The sequence below is a fragment of the Leptolyngbya sp. DQ-M1 genome, assembly GCF_039962505.1.
Classification (GTDB): Bacteria; Cyanobacteriota; Cyanobacteriia; order Leptolyngbyales; family Leptolyngbyaceae; genus Leptolyngbya.
Map to the genome: position 1 here is coordinate 355088 of NZ_JAMPLJ010000003.1, position 16904 is coordinate 371991.

The following is a 16904-nucleotide window of genomic DNA, read 5'->3' on the forward strand; positions in this document are numbered from 1 at the left end:
TGTGACTTACTCTAGATCTTCTTCCGTTAGATCAGCATCTTTCAAAATACTTTTCAATGTTCCCTTAGGTAAATCTCGATTACCGTGGACTGGAATCGAAAGAATTGAGCCCATTCTTTCTTTAACGTCAGTTCGATGAGTTTTTTTTCGCTTCGATGTGAGCTACTTCGCCCCCTAAATCCCCCATTCTGGGGGACTTAGAAAGGAGCTGGTTCCCCAAGTTTAAGAGGTTTCCTACCCGTTCAAAGTCCCCCACTCGTGGGGGATTTAGGGGGCTATCCGCAGATCCAAACGCAGCTAAGCACTTGTGTCGAACTCACGTCAACTTACTCTAATCCCAAGTCGGTTACGGCTCCTAAACTGCTTGATGACACCAATCGAGCGTATTTTGCTAACACGCCTCTGGTATATCTCGGTGCGGGGGGTTGCCATGCGGCGCGACGTTTCTCCAACTCGGCTTCAGGCACATTCAGTTGCAGCAATCGAGCGTGGGCATCGATCGTAATCTCATCGCCTTCTTGAACAAGCGCGATCGTCCCTCCGACAAAAGCTTCCGGTGCAACGTGACCCACAACCATGCCGTAGGTTCCACCAGAGAAGCGCCCATCGGTGATCAGTCCAACGGAATCTCCGAGTCCTGCTCCAATGATGGCTGAAGTTGGAGCCAGCATTTCTCGCATTCCAGGCCCGCCTTTGGGTCCTTCATAGCGAATCACAAGTACATCGCCTGCATTGATCTTGTTTGCCAAGATTGCTTCTAAACAAGCTTCCTCGGATTCAAACACTCGCGCAGGCCCAGTAATCTTCGGATTCTTGACTCCGGTAATTTTCGCGACTGATCCTTCGGTTGCCAGATTGCCCTTCAAGATTGCCAGGTGCCCGGTCGAATACATCGGATTGTTCCACGGACGAATCACATCTTGATCGGCGCGGGGTTCTTCGGGAATATCTCTCAATCGCTCCTCGATCGTCTCCCCCGTAATCGTCAAGCAATCGCCGTGAAGTAATCCATGCGCTAACAGCATCTTCATTACCTGCGGAATTCCGCCTGCTCGGTGCAAGTCTGTTGCCACATAGCGACCCGAAGGTTTGAGATCGCACAGAACTGGAACGCGCTCACGAATCACTTCAAAATCATCAATCGTGAGGGGAACGCCAGCCGAATGCGCGATCGCTAAAAAGTGCAGCACTGCATTCGTCGATCCACCGACTGCCATAATCACGGAGATTGCATTCTCGATCGACTTACGAGTGATAATGTCACGCGGCAGAATTTGATTGCGGATCGCTTCGACTAACACCTTGCCAGCCAGCGCCGTATTTTCTGCTTTCTCAGGATCAACGGCTGACATTGTGGAGGAATACATCAAGCTCATGCCCATCGCTTCAAATGCAGAGGACATCGTATTCGCCGTGTACATCCCGCCGCAAGACCCTGCACCCGGACAAGCGCTGCGCTCGACCGCATACAGCATCGATTCTTCAATCCGACCGGCGCTGTATTGTCCAACCGCTTCAAACGAGCTGACAACCGTTAAATCTTGTCCATCTAAATGTCCGGGTTTGATCGTGCCACCGTACACAAAGATCGCTGGAATGTTCATCCGTGCCATTGCGATCATGGCTCCCGGCATGTTTTTGTCGCAGCCGCCGATCGCTAACACGCCATCCATGCTTTGAGCATTGCAGGCAGTCTCGATCGAATCTGCGATCACATCCCGCGAGACGAGCGAATATTTCATTCCCTCCGTACCCATCGAAATCCCGTCGCTCACGGTAATCGTTCCAAACACTTGCGGCATTCCGCCTGCCGCACGAATTCCGGTTTCAGCTTCCGAGGCGAGCGGTGCAATTCCCATGTTGCAGGGCGTAATCGTACTGTGGGCGCTCGCAACCCCAACGATCGGTTTCGTAAAATCATTGTCGCCGAATCCGACCGCACGCAGCATGGCGCGATTGGGCGATCGCTGAACGCCTTGAGTAATGGCTTGACTTCTTAGGTTTTCGGGCATAGTATTCTCGCTCTTTTTCGATATGCGGAACTCATTCATCTTGGAGTATAGGGAGCCGCTTTGTGTCTGTCCAATATATGTTTTGATTGATTTAAGACGAAAAACATATCAAATCAATGGAACTACGTCACCTTCGTTACTTTGTGGCGGTTGCGGAAGAACTCCACTTCAATCGCGCCGCCGATCGATTAAACATCGCTCAACCTCCCTTGAGTCAGCAGATCAAGCACTTGGAAACAGAATTAGGCGTAGAACTGTTTCACCGCCGCACGAAGCGACAAGTTCAGTTAACCGAAGCAGGACAAGTTTTATTGCAGGCAACGTATCAGATTCTGGCTCAACTAGAACAAGCCGTCTGCGACACACAACGAGCAGGCAGGGGCGAAACCGGAACACTCACGATCGGATTCACCAGCTCTGTAGTGTACGACATTCTGCCCGCGATTCTGTTTCAGTTTCGGCAGCGTTTTCCCCAAGTCAATCTGGTCTTACAGGAGTTGACGACGACGCAACAAGAAGAAGCCTTGCAAAATCATCGAATTGAAGTGGGGTTTTGTCATCCACCGCTAAAAGATAATCACTTGAGCCTGGAATACATTTTGCAAGAGCCGCTGGTTGTCGCGTTGCCAGAATCTCATCCACTCGCAACCGAACCCGCCATTTCGTTACACTCCCTTGCGGATGAGTCGTTTATTTTGTTTCCACGCCATCTTGGTCCTGGTCTTTACGATCAAATTGTCAGTTTTTGCGAACAAGCGAATTTTCGCCCGAACGTGATGCAGGAAGCCATTCAGATGCAGACGATTATTGGCTTAATCTCAGCCGAGATGGGGATTGCCTTAGTTCCAGCCTCACTACAAAGCCTGAAACGAGTTGGGGTGGTTTACAAACCTCTGGAGTCAGCAATGCCTTTAGCTGAGACGGCACCTTTAGTTGAGACGGCAATAGTATGGCGACCCGATCATACTTCGTCGGTTCTCCGCGAATTTTTGCAAGTTGTAAGACGCTACGTGAATGAGCACAGAAATCACCCTCAGCTCTTCTGAATAAAATTTGTCGAGGTAAGCGCGATCGCGCGCGCTTACCAGCGACGCAGAGAAATCTGCCTTGCAGCAAATATTCCACTCAGAAAACCAAATAGATGCCCTTCCCAGGAAATGCCCAACTGCCCCGGCAGCACACCCCAAATAATGCCACCGTACAGTAATCCCACGGCAAGGGACATGGCGATCGACAAAGCACTCCGCTCAAAATAAGCCCGCGACAGCAAAAATCCAAAGTAGCCAAAGATTACGCCGCTTGCTCCAATATGTAATCCAGGTGCGCCCAGTAGCCAGACTCCCAGCCCGCTCGCTAGCATGACGATCGCGCTGACCTTAAAGAATTCAGAAACGCCGCGCAGCATCACAAACCAACCCATCACCACAAGCGGAATCGTATTGCTGATGAGATGTCGGAAATCCCGATGCAGAAACGGCGCTAATAAAATACCTCGCAAGCCGATCGCATTGCGAGGATAAATTCCTAGATAGTTGAGTTTGCCAGCAAGAGCAATATCGACTACTTCGACAATCCACATAATCCCAACGAGTGTGCCCAGGATGAGAATGTGGCTTTTGATTTCATCTCCAATACCATTGGGGTCGTTTGGATCGCGTCGGGTCATGACTGTTTTTCGTTGAGGGTAATCTTGTTTTAGCACAGAGTCCTCAACGCTCTGCGGACTAGGATGCAATCGCGGGGGATTTTGCTTCTTGAGCGTAGTGCATCAAGCGGCGAATTCGTTCTTCGGTTGGGGGATGCGTCCGAAATAGCGATTGTAATCCTTCGGTTGAGAGCGGATTCACAATCAACAGCGGCGACATTGCCGGATTCCCGTGCATCGGGATTTGATGACCGATCGTTTCCAGTTTTTCTAAGGCACTCGCCAGTGCTGACGGATTTTGGGTCAGTTGGGCAGAACCTTCATCGGCAGCAAATTCACGAGTCCGAGAAATTGCCATCTGAATCAAAGCAGCCGACAACGGTGCAAGAACGATCAAGAATAATAAGCCGATCGGGTTTGTGCCACGCCGAGTGTCGCGATAAACCGGGCCATACAGCGCCCCAAAAGTCAGTATCCGACCGAGAAAGGTAATTGCACCCGCGATCGTGCCTGCAACCGCTTGAGTCAAGGTATCGCGGTTCTTCACGTGGGTTAATTCGTGAGCGAGTACCCCTTCTAACTCTTCCGGGGTCAACAGTTCGATAATTCCTTGCGTCACGGCAACGGCTGCATGATTCGGATCGCGTCCGGTTGCAAACGCATTTGGGGATTGAGTCGGAACCAGATAGATGCGCGGCAGCGGAATTTCTGCTCGATCGCAGAGTCTTTGCACCATATCAAACAGTTCTGGAGCTTGAGCGCGTTCGATCGGTTGGGCTGCATACGAAGCTAAGGCAACGCGATCGGAGTAGTACCATGAACCTAAACTGCTGAAGGCAGCGAAGATTAGCCCTAGAATAAGACCTTGTTCGTTCCCAACAAGATAGTAGCCAGCTAAAACAAAAAGTCCGCTCAAGAGTCCGAGCAGCGCCGCTGTTCTGATCTGATTTCCGCCAAACATCTTTTAACCTAGAAATTTTTCTAATGTGCGATTTAAGTATCAGATTCCTGGTTGGAATTGGACTCTATCAGATGAATGAAACAGTGTTTTTCTAAAGGATGGTTTGCGATGACGTTTCGCTTGGGCTGTGCGATTTGGGCGTATAAACAATGGGTCGGGGATCTGTTTCCACCTAAAAGTAAACCCTCTGATTTTCTGAATCTTTATAGTCGGCGGTTTACTTGTGTTGAAGGCAATACCACGTTTTATTCGATTCCCGATCGCACTACGGTCGATCGTTGGAAATCGGAAACACCCAACGGATTTAAGTTCTGCCCAAAATTGCCGAAAACTTTGACGCATAGCGGAAAACTCGCGCCGTCATTACCTGAAGCATTGCAATTTCTAGAATTGATGCAGAGATTGGACGATCGTTTAGGCGTATTGTTTGCTCAGTTACCTCCAAGTTATAGTCCGGCAAACTTCAAGGATCTAGAAGCCTTTTTACGGGGTTGGACAGGTGCAAACTTAGCGCTTGAAGTGCGACATGCACAATGGTTTAGAGAACCGTATCGCACCCAGTTAAATGAGCTTTTAACAGAGCTAAATATCGGTCGAGTTCTGTTGGATACTCGTCCAATTTATGAATGCGAAGATGATCCACAACTGCAAAGTGAACGCAAAAAGCCACAGGTTCCACTACAGCCCGATATCACTGCACCGTTTAGTTTAATTCGGTACATTAGCCATCCGAGTATCAATCAAGTGTACTTGGAAGAATGGGTGAAGTTGGTCGATCGCGCGCTGCAGCAAGGAACTGAAATCTACTTCTTTGTCCATTGCCCGATTGAAGAACGATCGCCTCAAAATGCCCGTTCTTTTCAGAAATTATTAGAACAACATTCGGTTTCAGTTCCAGCCCTACCTTGGAATCAGATTGAACCGCCATCTTCGCAAATGCGCTTATTTTAAGCCCTAAGACTGACGCGCTAGGAGGATTACAACGCAAACGCGATCGTGGCATAACAGAAATACGTTTGATTCCTTTTATTATGCTGGCTGTGCAACCGACGCTCGAAACAATTGAAATTCAATTGCTGTTTGAAGGAATTTACCGCTATTACGGTTACGACTTTCGTAACTATGCGCCGTCTTCGCGCAGTCGCCGAGTGCAAAATTTTATGCAGGCAGAAGGTATTAAAACGATCTCAGAACTACAAAACCAAGTGTTACACGATCGCCCATCTCTCGATCGATTGCTCCTCAGTTTAACAGTAAATGTCACCTCCATGTTTCGCGATCCAAGCTTCTATCTCACCTTTAGAAATCTAGTGCTGCCAACATTAAGAACTTATCCGTTTATTCGGATTTGGCACGCTGGATGTTCAACCGGAGAAGAAGTTTATTCGATGGCGATTTTGCTGCAAGAAGAAGGCATTTATCATCGTTGTCGTCTTTATGCGACCGATACAAACGACAAAGTTTTACAAACCGCAAGAAGCGGAATATTTCCAATTTCTGCGATGAAAGACTACACGCAGCAATATCACAAAGCAGGCGGAAAAAAATCATTTTCTGAATACTATACAGCCGCTTACGAGAACGCGATCTTTCGCTCATCTCTACGAGACAACATTGTATTTTCGCAGCACAATCTTGTCACCGACGGTTCGTTTAACGAGTTTAACGTTATTGTCTGCCGAAACGTATTAATTTATTTCGATCGAACGCTCCAAGATCGCGTTCACGAATTGTTTTATCAAAGTCTTTGTTCGTTTGGAATTCTGGCACTCGGACGACAAGAAACGCTGCGATTTACTTCACTGTGCGATCGCTACATAGAACTCTCAAAAGCCGAAAAACTCTATCGGAGGATGAGCTAGTGGCGTTCACCCTCGTCGTCATAGGTACATCTTTGGGAGGATTATCTGCCTTAAGAAATATGTTAAAAGCATTACCAGGGGAATTCTCAGCAGCTATTGCAATCGCGCAGCATCGCGATCGCTGCTCTGGGAGCAGCCTGAGTCGAACGCTACAGCAGGAGAGCCGCTTGCCGATTCTGGAAGTCGAAGACAAAGAACCAATTCGTGCTGGGTGCATCTATCTTGCCCCCGCGGACTATCATTTGCTGGTCGATCCTGAGCGATTCTCACTCTCTGTTGATCCCCCTGTTGCCTTCGCGAAACCCTCGATCGACGTTTTATTTGAATCGGCAGCCGAAATCTACCAATCCAACACGATCGGAGTCGTCTTAACTGGAGCCAATCAAGATGGAGCAAAAGGACTGGCAAAAATCAAAGCGCGAGGCGGCTTTACGATCGTGCAAGACCCCCGCAGCGCTGAGTGTCCCTCTATGCCCGAAGCTGCGATCGCCAAGAGCGCGGTCGATCGTATTTTGCCGTTGGAGCGGATTCCTCCCTTGTTAACTACTTTGTGTTCCCCCTGTTGAATCAGCTTTTTAACCCTTGTAAGAATCGCGTTCATGCCCATGCATACTTCCGTCAACATCCTAATCGTCGATGATCAGCCTGAAAATCTGCTGGCGTTAGAAGCGGTTTTAGGTAGGCTCGGAGAAAACTTAGTGAGGGCATCGTCGGGAGAAGAAGCGCTAAGATGCTTGCTCAATCAGGATTTTGCCGTGATTCTGCTGGATATTCAGATGCCGGGAATGGATGGCTTTGAGACAGCAAATCTGGTTCGCAGTCGGGCACGATCGCAGCACACCCCAATTATCTTCCTGACCGCCTTTGATGCGAGCGAACAAGGTGTATTCAAGGGCTATTCTCTCGGTGCAGTAGATTACCTGATTAAACCGATTAACTCTGAGATTCTGGTTTCTAAGGTTGGGGTCTTTGTCGATTTGTTCAAGAAGACCGCCGCAATTCAGCACCAAGCCGCCCAATTGACCGCAATCAATCGCGAACTGCGCCGCAGCGAAGAGCGGTTTCGATCGCTGTCTGCCTCCTCGCCCTCTGGAATTTTTGTGATTGATTCAGCGGGACGCTGTACTTACACCAATCCTCGATTTCAAGCCATTTGCGGGATTGCCTCCGATCGAGTTGCGGAGCGGAGTTGGCAACAGTGCATTCATCCCGACGATCGCGATCGGGCCGTGTCGCAATGGAATGTTTACCTAGAGCATGGCGGGGAATTTTCTGAAGAGTTGCGCTTTCAAACAATCGGTGAGCGCGTTCAGTGGGTGCATGTGCGCTCCTGCCCGATGCTGGCACAATCCGGGGAAGCGCTCGGTCATGTGGGCACGATCGAAGACATTACCGAACGTAAGGAAGCCGAGGTGACTCGCGCTCAGGTGATGCGAGAACAGCTTGCCCGTCAAGAAGCGGAAGCCACAAACCGGATGAAAGATGAATTTCTCGCCGTCCTTTCCCACGAACTCAGAACCCCGTTAAATTCGATGCTGGGCTGGGTGCGACTGCTGCGAACCAAGCAATACGACCAAAAAATGGTCGATCGCGCCCTCGAAACGATCGAGCGCAATGCTGAAACCCAAGCACAACTGATCGAAGACATTTTGGATGTCTCAACGATTATTCGCGGTAAGCTCCGCTTGAATCATCGATCAATCCAGCCTGTGGCTGTGATTCAAGCGGCGATCGATGGGGTTCGTCCTCAAGTTGAAGCCAAATCGATCCAACTGATTACGGAATTTGCGCCCAATATTGGCAACGTTTGGGGAGATTCCACCCGACTCCAGCAGATCGTTTGGAATTTGCTTACCAATGCAGTCAAGTTTACGCCCGAAGAAGGAAAAATTACGATTCAAGCCCAAGCAGAAGAATCCAACATGGTGCGAATCACTGTGACGGATACGGGCATTGGGATCGATGCAGAATTTCTGCCCCACGTCTTTGATCGCTTCCGACAAGCGGACAGTACGACGACGCGATCGCACAATGGCTTAGGGCTGGGATTGGCAATCGTGCGGCATCTGGTGGAATTACATGAGGGAACGATCGAGGCAACCAGTCCCGGTCTGGAAAAAGGCGCAACGTTCACAGTCCGGTTGCCGCTGCTGCCAGCAAACCAACTACACGAAGATCTTCGCGGAATGGGGAAGTCGATTTCATCTGAGCGAAGTCGAGTCGAGCAGAAAATCTGGTGAACGATTAGCGCAACGATCGTAAATCTGAGATTGGTTTTGCCACAACCGCAATGCCTAATACTCGAATGCCATTGCGGTGCAACACCTGAATCGCAGCGCGGGCGGTTGTCCCCGTGGTATAAATATCGTCGATCAATAATACGGGTCGATCGGGCTGGATTTTCCCAATTTCAAACACCTGGGTTAGCATTCGTTCTCGCTCTCTGGGCGATAAGTTAAAGAGGGCTTCGGTTGCCCGAATGCGCCGCAGTCCCAACGGCTGGTGCAAATTCCCGGTGACTCTGCAAAAAGCGCGTGAGATTAATTCCGCCTGGTTGTATCCGCGCTGCTGCTGTTTTTTCTCATGAAGCGGGATGGGAACGATCGCTAATTTATCCCGGCTCAGCGAGGCTTCTAGCCACGATCGCGCTAACCTTTCACCCAGCAGTGCGGCTAATTCAGGGTGTTGATCGTATTTCAATGTCGCGATCGTGCGTTTGAGCGCATCGCTATAGTTGCCCCAAGCGAATAATCGGGGTTGCTGCTGCCAAAATTGTGCAGGATGGGTGAGACGATCGCCCTCTAAGCAGCGCTGGCAATCGAGACAAAGTGGCTCAGAAGTCGCGCGATCGCATAAAGGACAAGGGCTTTGCAGAACAAAATTCAACAATCGATCGAGCATTGCAGGCGACCAAAACCATCCTTTTAAAAGTGCCCTCCAGCAAACATTCATTTATTCTGATCAATTCGGGACTGTCGAAGCAAGTCTCATACAATCAAGAATCAATGGAAAAATCGCTGGCTGTGGAAACTTTGTTCTCGCTCGATCACATTGAATCGCAACATCAGACACAGGTAGGCGAACAAGCACTACAGCTGAGTGCGATCGCTCAGAAAGGATTTCCAGTGCTTCCGAGCGTCGTGTTAGCGGCAACCCGGTTTCGTCACTTTCTCGAAACAATTCACTGGTTGCAGCCCTTGTTTGCCGATTTGCCTTACTCCTCTTTGCGTCTGAATCTCGAAGACTCACAGCAGCTTCAAACGATCGCTCGGCAAATTCGCCCAACGATTCAACATGCCGAACTTCCAGAAGACTGGATGTTAGAAATCGAGAGCGCAATTGCACAGGTAATTGTACAGTTGCCCGATTTAGGCGCACCCTCGGCTGTGATTCTGCGTCCGTCGATCGCGCTCGATGCGCCACTTTCTAGCCAAGAACTCTGTGATTTAATCGAGCCGCAAATTTGCACTCTAGAGATGAACGACTTGGCGATCGCGCTCAAGCAACTGTGGGCAGAACTATTTCGGGCGCAAAACCTGGTTTATTGGCAAGGCGCAAAGCTTGAACTCCAGCAAATCCACTTCGCAGTGCTAATTCAACCGATCGCCAGCGTCACGGCATCCGGTTCGCTGCAAGGTCAGCCGCCCCAGTGGGAAATTGCGGCAGCTCGCGGATTAAATTTTGCGATCGCACGGGGCGAAGTGCAGCCAGAACTCTATCAGATCTCCGAAGATCAGATTCAACTAAAGCAAGCAGGACGACAAACGATCGCCTATCACATTCAAGCTGGAACGGAACCACTCGCACGATCGCACCTCAGCGAAGCCGCGCCAGTTTTGCAGCCCCCTCAGCAAGAAGCCCTCTGCACTCTCGCTCAAACCTTGCAATTCCCTATCGCTTTAGAGTGGCAGTTGTCTGACTCACACCTCTACATCACCACGGCGCGAAACCCTGCCCCGACGGTCTACCCAGATCCGATTCCGTCGCATTCAGATCAGGCGATCGTTTTCGGACTGGGGGCGGCTCCCGGACAAGCGATCGCTCCTGCCTTCGTGCTGAGCGGTTTAGAATTACCAGACACCCCGGTTCCGGCGGGTTCTGTGCTGGTCACTCCAATGATTTTGCCCAGTTGGATTCCCTTGCTCAAATACGCCGCTGCGATCGTCTCGGAGCAGGGTGGAATGACTAGCCATGGGGCAATTTTGGCGCGAGAAATGGGGATTCCCGCGATCGTAGGAGCGCAAGAAGCCACAAAACGAATTCACACGGGAGATACGATCGTCGTTAATGGAAATACTGGATCAGTTACACTCACTCACCCAACGGTTCAAGCTTCACCAAAATCAACGCGAATAGAGCAGACTTGGAATACAACTGCCACAAAATTGATGATTAATCTCAGTCAAGTCGATTCAATCGCAGATGCAGAGAACATCAATATTGATGGAATAGGATTATTAAGATCAGAGCTAATGCTAGGAGGAATGCTAGAGGCGCTTGATCAAGACCGATTAGCTGGACAGATTCAGCAATTTGCGCGATCGTTTGCGCCTCGTCCGGTGTTTTATCGCAGTTTAGATTTGCGATCGCACGAGTTTCAAGTTACGCCACCGGAAGCGAATCCCATGCTGGGAATGCGCGGGACACTGAGTTATGTTCGGCATCCGGAGCGCTTTGATCTTGAGCTTGCTGCGCTTGAACAAGCGTTACAAGCAGGCTGCTCTAATTTGAGATTGATTCTGCCGTTTGTGCGAACAGTCGAAGAATTTGTCTTTTGTCGTCGCCGAGTCGAGCAAGCGGGATTGTTGGGTTATGCTCAATTTCAGCTTTGGATTATGGCAGAAGTGCCTTCCGTATTGTTTCTGCTGCCGGAGTATGTCGAGGCAGGTGTTCAGGGAATTTGCATCGGGACGAGCGATTTAACTCAGCTAATTCTTGGAGTCGATCGCGACCAAAGTGCGATGGTACAGGCATTTGATGAAACTCATCCTGCGGTAATGAATGCGATCGCTCAATTGATTCAATCGGCGCATCGCTTACAGATCCCCTGCTCGATTTCAACCCAAGCGCCGATCACGTCTGAGCTGATCGATCGCTGGATTGAGTGGGGAGTTGATGCGATCTCAGTCAATTTATCGGTTGTAGATATGGCGCATCGAGCGATCGCACGTGCAGAACAGCGCATGCTATTGAATGGGGTACGCGAACAATTCGGGGACTCGCGATCGCGCCTCTAAACTTTAAAGATCCCTAGACTGTGACAATAGGTAGACTGTGACAATTCGATCAAAGTCCCTCGGTTTTTGCTTGGCAACGATCGCACATGCCAAAAAATTCCAGCATGTGATAGTAAATTTTGAAGCGGTGCGATTGATTCAACTGTTGTTCTAACGCATGAACGGGACATTCATCGATCGCCACGGATTCACCGCACTGCAAACAAGTTAAATGATGTCGATCTTCCTGGATTAAGCCATAAAGCGATTCACCATTTGAGAGCGTTCGCACTTGCACCATGCCTTCTAGCTTCAAAGCCTCTAACGCTCGGTACACCGTTGCCAATCCCATTCCCTGATCGCGACTCCGCAATTCGACATAGAGATCTTGAGCAGAAATCGATCGGTTGAGACTCTTGAGAATATTGAGAATGCGGTCTTGGCTACGGGTGCGCTGGGTTTTCATGTTGATAAATTGTAGAGATCAATGCCGTTTTGAATCAACGCAGTCTTAGAATAGATAGGTTTTCAGAACGTTTCACCATTAGGACAGCGATTGTGACTCAAAAATTTCAAGCTCAGATCTATGTTACTCTTCGTCCTTCGGTCTTAGATCCCGCAGGGACGGCGGTGCAGTCAGGATTGGCGCACATGGGCTACTCTAACGTGGAGCAAGTCAGAATCGGGAAGTATGTGGAATTGTCGCTGACAGCCGAGAGTGAAACGGCAGCACGAGAGCAGTTGGATGTGATTTGTGATCAGTTGTTGGCGAATCCGGTAATTGAGAATTATCGGATTGAGCTTCAAGCACTGGCGGCGGTTTAAGTTGGTTGGCTTCGTTTTGAGTGATTTGTGCCCCCTAAATCCCCCACGAGTGGGGGACTTTAAAAGTTAAGGAGGATCGCGATGAAATTTGGGGTTTTAGTGTTTCCGGGATCGAACTGCGATCGCGATATTGTCTGGGTGACAGAAGGGATACTCGGTCAGCCGACTCGAATGATTTGGCATGAAGAAAGTGATTTGTCTGATATTGATGTCGTCGTGGTTCCGGGTGGATTTAGCTATGGGGATTATCTCCGCTGTGGGGCGATCGCTCGGTTTTCTCCGGTGATGCGATCGACGATCGATCATGCTAACGCTGGAAAGTTAGTTCTTGGCATTTGTAACGGGTTTCAAGTGCTAACCGAAGCGGGATTGCTGCCGGGTGCATTGGTACGAAATCGGGATTTGCATTTTATTTGCGATCGTGTTCCTCTGCGCGTGGAGCGGAATGATGTGGTGTGGACGCAGAATTACCAGAAAGGTCAAGTCGTCGAGTTCCCGATCGCGCACGGGGAAGGCAGTTATTATGCCGATGCGGAGACGTTGAAATCGCTCGAAGATCACGATCAAATTCTCTTCCGCTACTGTGACCCGGCGGGCAATCTCACAGCCGAAAGCAATTCTAATGGCTCACTCAATCACATCGCTGGCATTTGTAATCGTCAGGGCAATGTGTTGGGCATGATGCCGCACCCGGAACGCGCTTCCGATCGCGCGCTTGGCTGTGTGGATGGATTAGCACTGTTTGAAAGCATTCTCAAAGCGGTTCCAGCGTTGGTGTAGTACCTCTTCCGGTTCAGCAAATTCAATAATTTTGGGGCATCACTGATCCCGATCCGAAAAATTTGCGTCAGAATTTTTGTATCGAATCAGTGATTGCGCTATGCACCTTCGTTTTTCTCAAGACATTGAATCTTTGTTAAAGCGACTGTCTGAGGAGCCATTAACGATCGCGGCGATTCTAGCTGAAACTTCAGAACGTGGTTTTTGCTTGGTGATCGCGCTTTTGGTGATTCCGTTTTTGTTTCCGGTTCCGCCTGGATTGACGGGAGTTCCAGGAACGGGGTGCATTTTATTAGGGATGCAGATGGCACTAGGGAAGCGATCGCCTTGGTTGCCAAAGAAATTGGCGCAGTTTCGATTCCCGACTTTTTTTGCACGGGAGTTGCTAAAAAATATTCGACGAGTGACGCGTATCTTAGAAAAAATTACGCGTCCTCGTCTCAGGCGAATTGCATCGAATCCGCATATCTGGCAGTTCAATGGATTGTGCATTACTTGGTTAGCCATTTTGCTCATTGCACCGATTCCATTTACCAATCCATTTCCAACGATCGGGATATTGCTGTTAGTGGTGGCAATGCTCGAATCTGATGGATTGTTGATGTGTGTGGCTTATGGGCTGACTGCCTTGATTACTGCCATTTGTGCTGTTATCGTTTACTTGCTTTGGAGAGCGCCGGATTTAATTAATCAATGGCTTTAAGCTGAGCGCGAATCGCCTCGATCCGCTGGCGATTCACTCCGAGGTCTGATTCTCCAAGGCGAGAAGCCGATCGCACCTGAATCACATTTGCAGGGTTGTCTAGGTAAAATTCCACATCATCCACAAAGCCCATGATCTTAGAGGTAAATTCTGCGTAGATATAGTTATCTGTGGCTTTGATGATTTTTGTGCGAGGTAGGGATTCAATGGTTTGTTTCAACTTAACGATCGCTGCTTCAGGCGAAACGGCATAGGAAATCGGTGAGATCGCGTGGGTTGAGTCGGTGCTAAAGCTATTGACACAGTTTGGTGTACTTGGACATTCTGCCAAGCGATCGTTGTTTAATCCTAAAGTTGTCGGACGAGTTCCTGAAAATGAAAACAGAGTTGCGATCGGAGGATTTAACGGAAGTGCCATTGCACTTGCACTCACTCCAAACCAACACAAGGATGCAATTAAGACCAATAGGGCAGTACGTTTCAGCATAGACATCTCCTAGTGTATGGATAGAATCAAGAAGCCACAGGCTTCAGATTGCTAGATTAGAGAAAAGCAGATCGCACCGCCTCTTACCTATCATGCAACCTAGCGAATTTAAGACGAACTCCTGCAAATTAACATACACCACAAGAAAAACGCAGCATTGTCGAGTATCTTGGCTTATGGGCATCGGGTGTACCGCGCTGATATTGGCGACAACGGGATGCAAACAGATTAGAGAGCGATTTCCTGATTTTCCAATTCTTGAGCCTCCTTCTTCTCAGCCGTCAACTCCTCCAACGCCAGCACAATCGACCACCACAGCGCGAATTGAGACGGCAATCCATCAGCAAATTAATCAAGTCCGGCAGCAAGATGGATTATCGGGATTGAAAAACAACGATCGACTCGCAGCAGTGGCTCGACGATACAGCAAGCAAATGGCAGAGAAGAATTTTTTCAGCCATACCAGTCCTGACGGGACGACACCCGCCGATCGTGTTCGTGCCGATCGCATTTTTTATATTGCTGTCGGTGAGAATTTGTTCAAAGGCACAAATGTGGCTCAGCCCGCTCCCGCAGCAGTCGAGGGGTGGCTGGATAGTCCAGGGCATCGAGAGAACATTCTGCGTCCGATTTATGCTGAGACTGGAGTAGGAGTTTGGAAAAAGAACAATACTTACTACATCACACAGTTGTTTCTGCGTCGGTGAACAATGAGGCAAATTGCTCCAAAGTGCTGCAATTGAAAAAAGCTGTCTTCTCCAGTTAGAGATCAGACAGCTACCGAATTAAACATAGAATGCGACAGATCATACTCAAAGTCCCCCATTCTGGGGGATTTAGGGGGCGAGAATCTGTCGCATCCACAAATCAATCTGGTAAGCTAATTCATTGGATTTACACGAAACGGTGATTAAACTCGCACATCAGATCAACTCGACCTTTTCGTAACATTGCCGGATCAAGTCGCTCAGTGGTGTTACAAGTCATTAGCACGACTAACTTTTGCTCTAGCTCAAAGTTACCAACACTCACGACGCTCTGATACAGCGTTCCATCAAGCAAGCTGAGAATGTGTTCTGTCTTATTGTTCGATTGAGCAATCTCAGTTGATCGATCCTGTGCTAAGTTATCTGCCTCATTGATGATCAGACAAATCCGTTCTAAATAGCTCGGTGGCACAAAGTTCTCAACCGCATCGTGATCCAGAATGAAGATCACATAGCCCAGTGGAACTAGAACCTCTTTGGCGATCGCTTGTGTCCAAGCGGTTTTACCGGTTCCTGGATCACCATGCACCAATACAGCTAATCGATGTTGATTCATCACCGTTTGCTGTACGGTGTCCGTAAAGGCTTGAATCTCCGGCGGAAAGTCCCGGACTGCAAACTGGGCGTGAATTTGCCCGACGCGGCTTTGATAGCCACTCAGCATGACGGCTAATCCATAAGTAGACTTTTGGATGAGCGGAGCCATGTTTTTTGCCATCAGCGTCCAGTAGCGTCGTCCGCGATCGACATAATCAATTTGTAACCACACTTCATGCGCTGCCCAGTAAGCATAAGCGCTACTGACGACATCCAGTCGATCCCAACTTTCAAACCGCTCTACGGGAAAATAAAACGATCGATCCAGATAGCTTTGCATGATTAAATCCGGTCGCCCCAGAATTGCGAGGGTTTGGCGGATTGTGGTTTCTTGTAAGCGCGTGAGAACGTAGTCGATCGGAATGTTGTTGCGGCTGACAATCTGACGAATCGGGGTTTCTACGCTGAGCGTGTCTCGATAGCGATAGTCGGGATAAGGCGGATCAGGCGTGAGATAGTTCCAAACTTGATCAATCTCGCCGCGCGTGTAGGACGAAAATAAATTGATCGCGTTTGACCACCAGGCTTGATGACTGCGTCCTAAAGCATCTGCGATCGTGCTGACGGCTCCCATCATTCGGCGGTTTAATTCTTCTGAGTCCTCTTGGGCTAGCTGTAGAAAATAGCTCCAGTCAAAATCGCGATTCAACGGTCGCCAACCTGCCGCCAGTAAACTTTGTCCTTTCTGTTTATTTTGGTTGAATTGATTGAACTGATTAAAGTTAAAGTCAAAGTCTTGCATAGTTCAAAAATCTCAGGTTGGGTTCAATCCAGAGAGAACGGGCTTCCGGCGAAAAGATCAGGTCGCGGCTGTAGGATGCAAACAACAGAACCAGTCGAGATAAAGATTCATTAACTGATTCGCTTTCGGTAAAGAATCATGAACATTAATGCGATTAAGATAAATCTGAATCAGGTAAATCCAAAATTGCGTAATGGTTTCGTGATAGCTAGCGTTGGAGTTGATTCAATACCATGAGCCTGATTATAACGCTGGATTCCGTAGCGAATTTGATCAATGACGGTTAACGGATCGGGGATTAGAGAGC

At 49.0% G+C, this 16904-nt stretch carries 17 protein-coding genes and 1 pseudogene; 10 read left to right on the forward strand and 8 right to left on the reverse strand.

Annotated elements, in window-relative coordinates; translation table 11 throughout:
* Window positions 1–6: 6 nt before the first annotated feature.
* Window positions 7–123: pseudogene (locus NC981_RS11435) on the reverse strand (type II toxin-antitoxin system HicA family toxin); the annotation flags it as partial.
* A 203-nt stretch (window positions 124–326) separates the two neighbouring features.
* Window positions 327–2012 (reverse strand): dihydroxy-acid dehydratase, encoded by a 1686-nt coding sequence (ilvD, locus tag NC981_RS11440; RefSeq protein WP_348242934.1) that lies wholly within the window; start codon window positions 2010–2012, stop codon window positions 327–329.
* Between the two features lie 116 nt (window positions 2013–2128).
* Between ilvD and NC981_RS11445 the strand changes: the two genes are divergently transcribed.
* Window positions 2129–3058, forward strand: a complete 930-nt coding sequence (locus NC981_RS11445; protein ID WP_348242935.1) for a LysR family transcriptional regulator — start codon at window positions 2129–2131, stop codon at window positions 3056–3058.
* A 35-nt stretch (window positions 3059–3093) separates the two neighbouring features.
* On the opposite strand, the gene NC981_RS11450 is transcribed toward NC981_RS11445, so the two are convergent.
* Window positions 3094–3678: a rhomboid family intramembrane serine protease gene (locus NC981_RS11450; RefSeq protein ID WP_348242936.1), complete on the reverse strand. Its 585-nt coding sequence runs from the start codon at window positions 3676–3678 to the stop codon at window positions 3094–3096.
* Between the two features lie 58 nt (window positions 3679–3736).
* On the reverse strand, window positions 3737–4618 hold the full coding sequence (locus NC981_RS11455; RefSeq protein ID WP_348242937.1) for a M48 family metalloprotease: 882 nt from the start codon (window positions 4616–4618) through the stop codon (window positions 3737–3739).
* A 108-nt stretch (window positions 4619–4726) separates the two neighbouring features.
* Between NC981_RS11455 and NC981_RS11460 the strand changes: the two genes are divergently transcribed.
* The 4 genes from NC981_RS11460 to NC981_RS11475 all read left to right on the forward strand — a co-directional run bounded on the left by NC981_RS11460 (window position 4727) and on the right by NC981_RS11475 (window position 8720).
* Complete coding sequence (locus NC981_RS11460; protein ID WP_348242938.1) at window positions 4727–5569, forward strand: DUF72 domain-containing protein; 843 nt, start codon at window positions 4727–4729, stop codon at window positions 5567–5569.
* Window positions 5570–5649: 80 nt separating this feature from the next.
* A complete protein-coding gene (locus tag NC981_RS11465; RefSeq protein ID WP_348242939.1) occupies window positions 5650–6480 on the forward strand; it encodes a protein-glutamate O-methyltransferase CheR in 831 nt (276 codons plus the stop codon).
* Window positions 6480–7046 (forward strand): chemotaxis protein CheB, encoded by a 567-nt coding sequence (locus NC981_RS11470; protein ID WP_348242940.1) that lies wholly within the window; start codon window positions 6480–6482, stop codon window positions 7044–7046. Before NC981_RS11465 ends, NC981_RS11470 begins: the two co-directional genes overlap by 1 nt.
* Window positions 7047–7079: 33 nt before the next feature.
* Window positions 7080–8720, forward strand: a complete 1641-nt coding sequence (locus NC981_RS11475) for an ATP-binding protein (protein ID WP_348242941.1) — start codon at window positions 7080–7082, stop codon at window positions 8718–8720.
* A gap of 4 nt (window positions 8721–8724) precedes the next feature.
* On the opposite strand, the gene NC981_RS11480 is transcribed toward NC981_RS11475, so the two are convergent.
* Window positions 8725–9432, reverse strand: a complete 708-nt coding sequence (locus tag NC981_RS11480) for a ComF family protein (protein WP_348242942.1) — start codon at window positions 9430–9432, stop codon at window positions 8725–8727.
* Between the two features lie 53 nt (window positions 9433–9485).
* On the opposite strand from NC981_RS11480, the gene NC981_RS11485 reads away from it, so the two are divergent.
* The gene (locus tag NC981_RS11485) at window positions 9486–11717 is read left to right on the forward strand and encodes a putative PEP-binding protein (RefSeq protein WP_348242943.1); all 2232 of its coding nucleotides are present in this window, start codon (window positions 9486–9488) and stop codon (window positions 11715–11717) included.
* A gap of 49 nt (window positions 11718–11766) precedes the next feature.
* On the opposite strand, the gene NC981_RS11490 is transcribed toward NC981_RS11485, so the two are convergent.
* The gene (locus NC981_RS11490; RefSeq protein WP_190376681.1) at window positions 11767–12162 is read right to left on the reverse strand and encodes a Fur family transcriptional regulator; all 396 of its coding nucleotides are present in this window, start codon (window positions 12160–12162) and stop codon (window positions 11767–11769) included.
* 92 nt (window positions 12163–12254) lie between these two features.
* On the opposite strand from NC981_RS11490, the gene purS reads away from it, so the two are divergent.
* The 3 genes from purS to NC981_RS11505 all read left to right on the forward strand — a co-directional run bounded on the left by purS (window position 12255) and on the right by NC981_RS11505 (window position 14004).
* Window positions 12255–12521, forward strand: coding sequence for a phosphoribosylformylglycinamidine synthase subunit PurS (gene purS / locus NC981_RS11495; protein WP_190376682.1), 267 nt, complete (start codon window positions 12255–12257; stop codon window positions 12519–12521).
* A gap of 81 nt (window positions 12522–12602) precedes the next feature.
* Window positions 12603–13301: a phosphoribosylformylglycinamidine synthase subunit PurQ gene (gene purQ, locus NC981_RS11500; RefSeq protein ID WP_348242944.1), complete on the forward strand. Its 699-nt coding sequence runs from the start codon at window positions 12603–12605 to the stop codon at window positions 13299–13301.
* 100 nt (window positions 13302–13401) lie between these two features.
* A complete protein-coding gene (locus NC981_RS11505; RefSeq protein ID WP_190376684.1) occupies window positions 13402–14004 on the forward strand; it encodes an exopolysaccharide biosynthesis protein in 603 nt (200 codons plus the stop codon).
* Here the strand turns inward: NC981_RS11505 and NC981_RS11510 are convergent.
* A complete protein-coding gene (locus NC981_RS11510; RefSeq protein ID WP_348242945.1) occupies window positions 13988–14491 on the reverse strand; it encodes a DUF1499 domain-containing protein in 504 nt (167 codons plus the stop codon). The two genes, NC981_RS11505 and NC981_RS11510, sit on opposite strands and share 17 nt — an antisense overlap.
* Before the next feature lie 176 nt (window positions 14492–14667).
* Here NC981_RS11510 and NC981_RS11515 point away from each other — a divergent pair, with 176 nt between their 5' ends.
* Window positions 14668–15198 (forward strand): CAP domain-containing protein, encoded by a 531-nt coding sequence (locus NC981_RS11515; protein ID WP_190376686.1) that lies wholly within the window; start codon window positions 14668–14670, stop codon window positions 15196–15198.
* Between the two features lie 187 nt (window positions 15199–15385).
* Here the strand turns inward: NC981_RS11515 and NC981_RS11520 are convergent, their stop codons facing one another.
* Window positions 15386–16597 carry an AAA family ATPase gene (locus NC981_RS11520; RefSeq protein ID WP_348242946.1) on the reverse strand — a complete coding sequence of 404 codons (1212 nt, stop codon included), beginning with the start codon at window positions 16595–16597 and terminating at the stop codon, window positions 15386–15388.
* Between the last annotated feature and the right edge of the window lie 307 nt (window positions 16598–16904).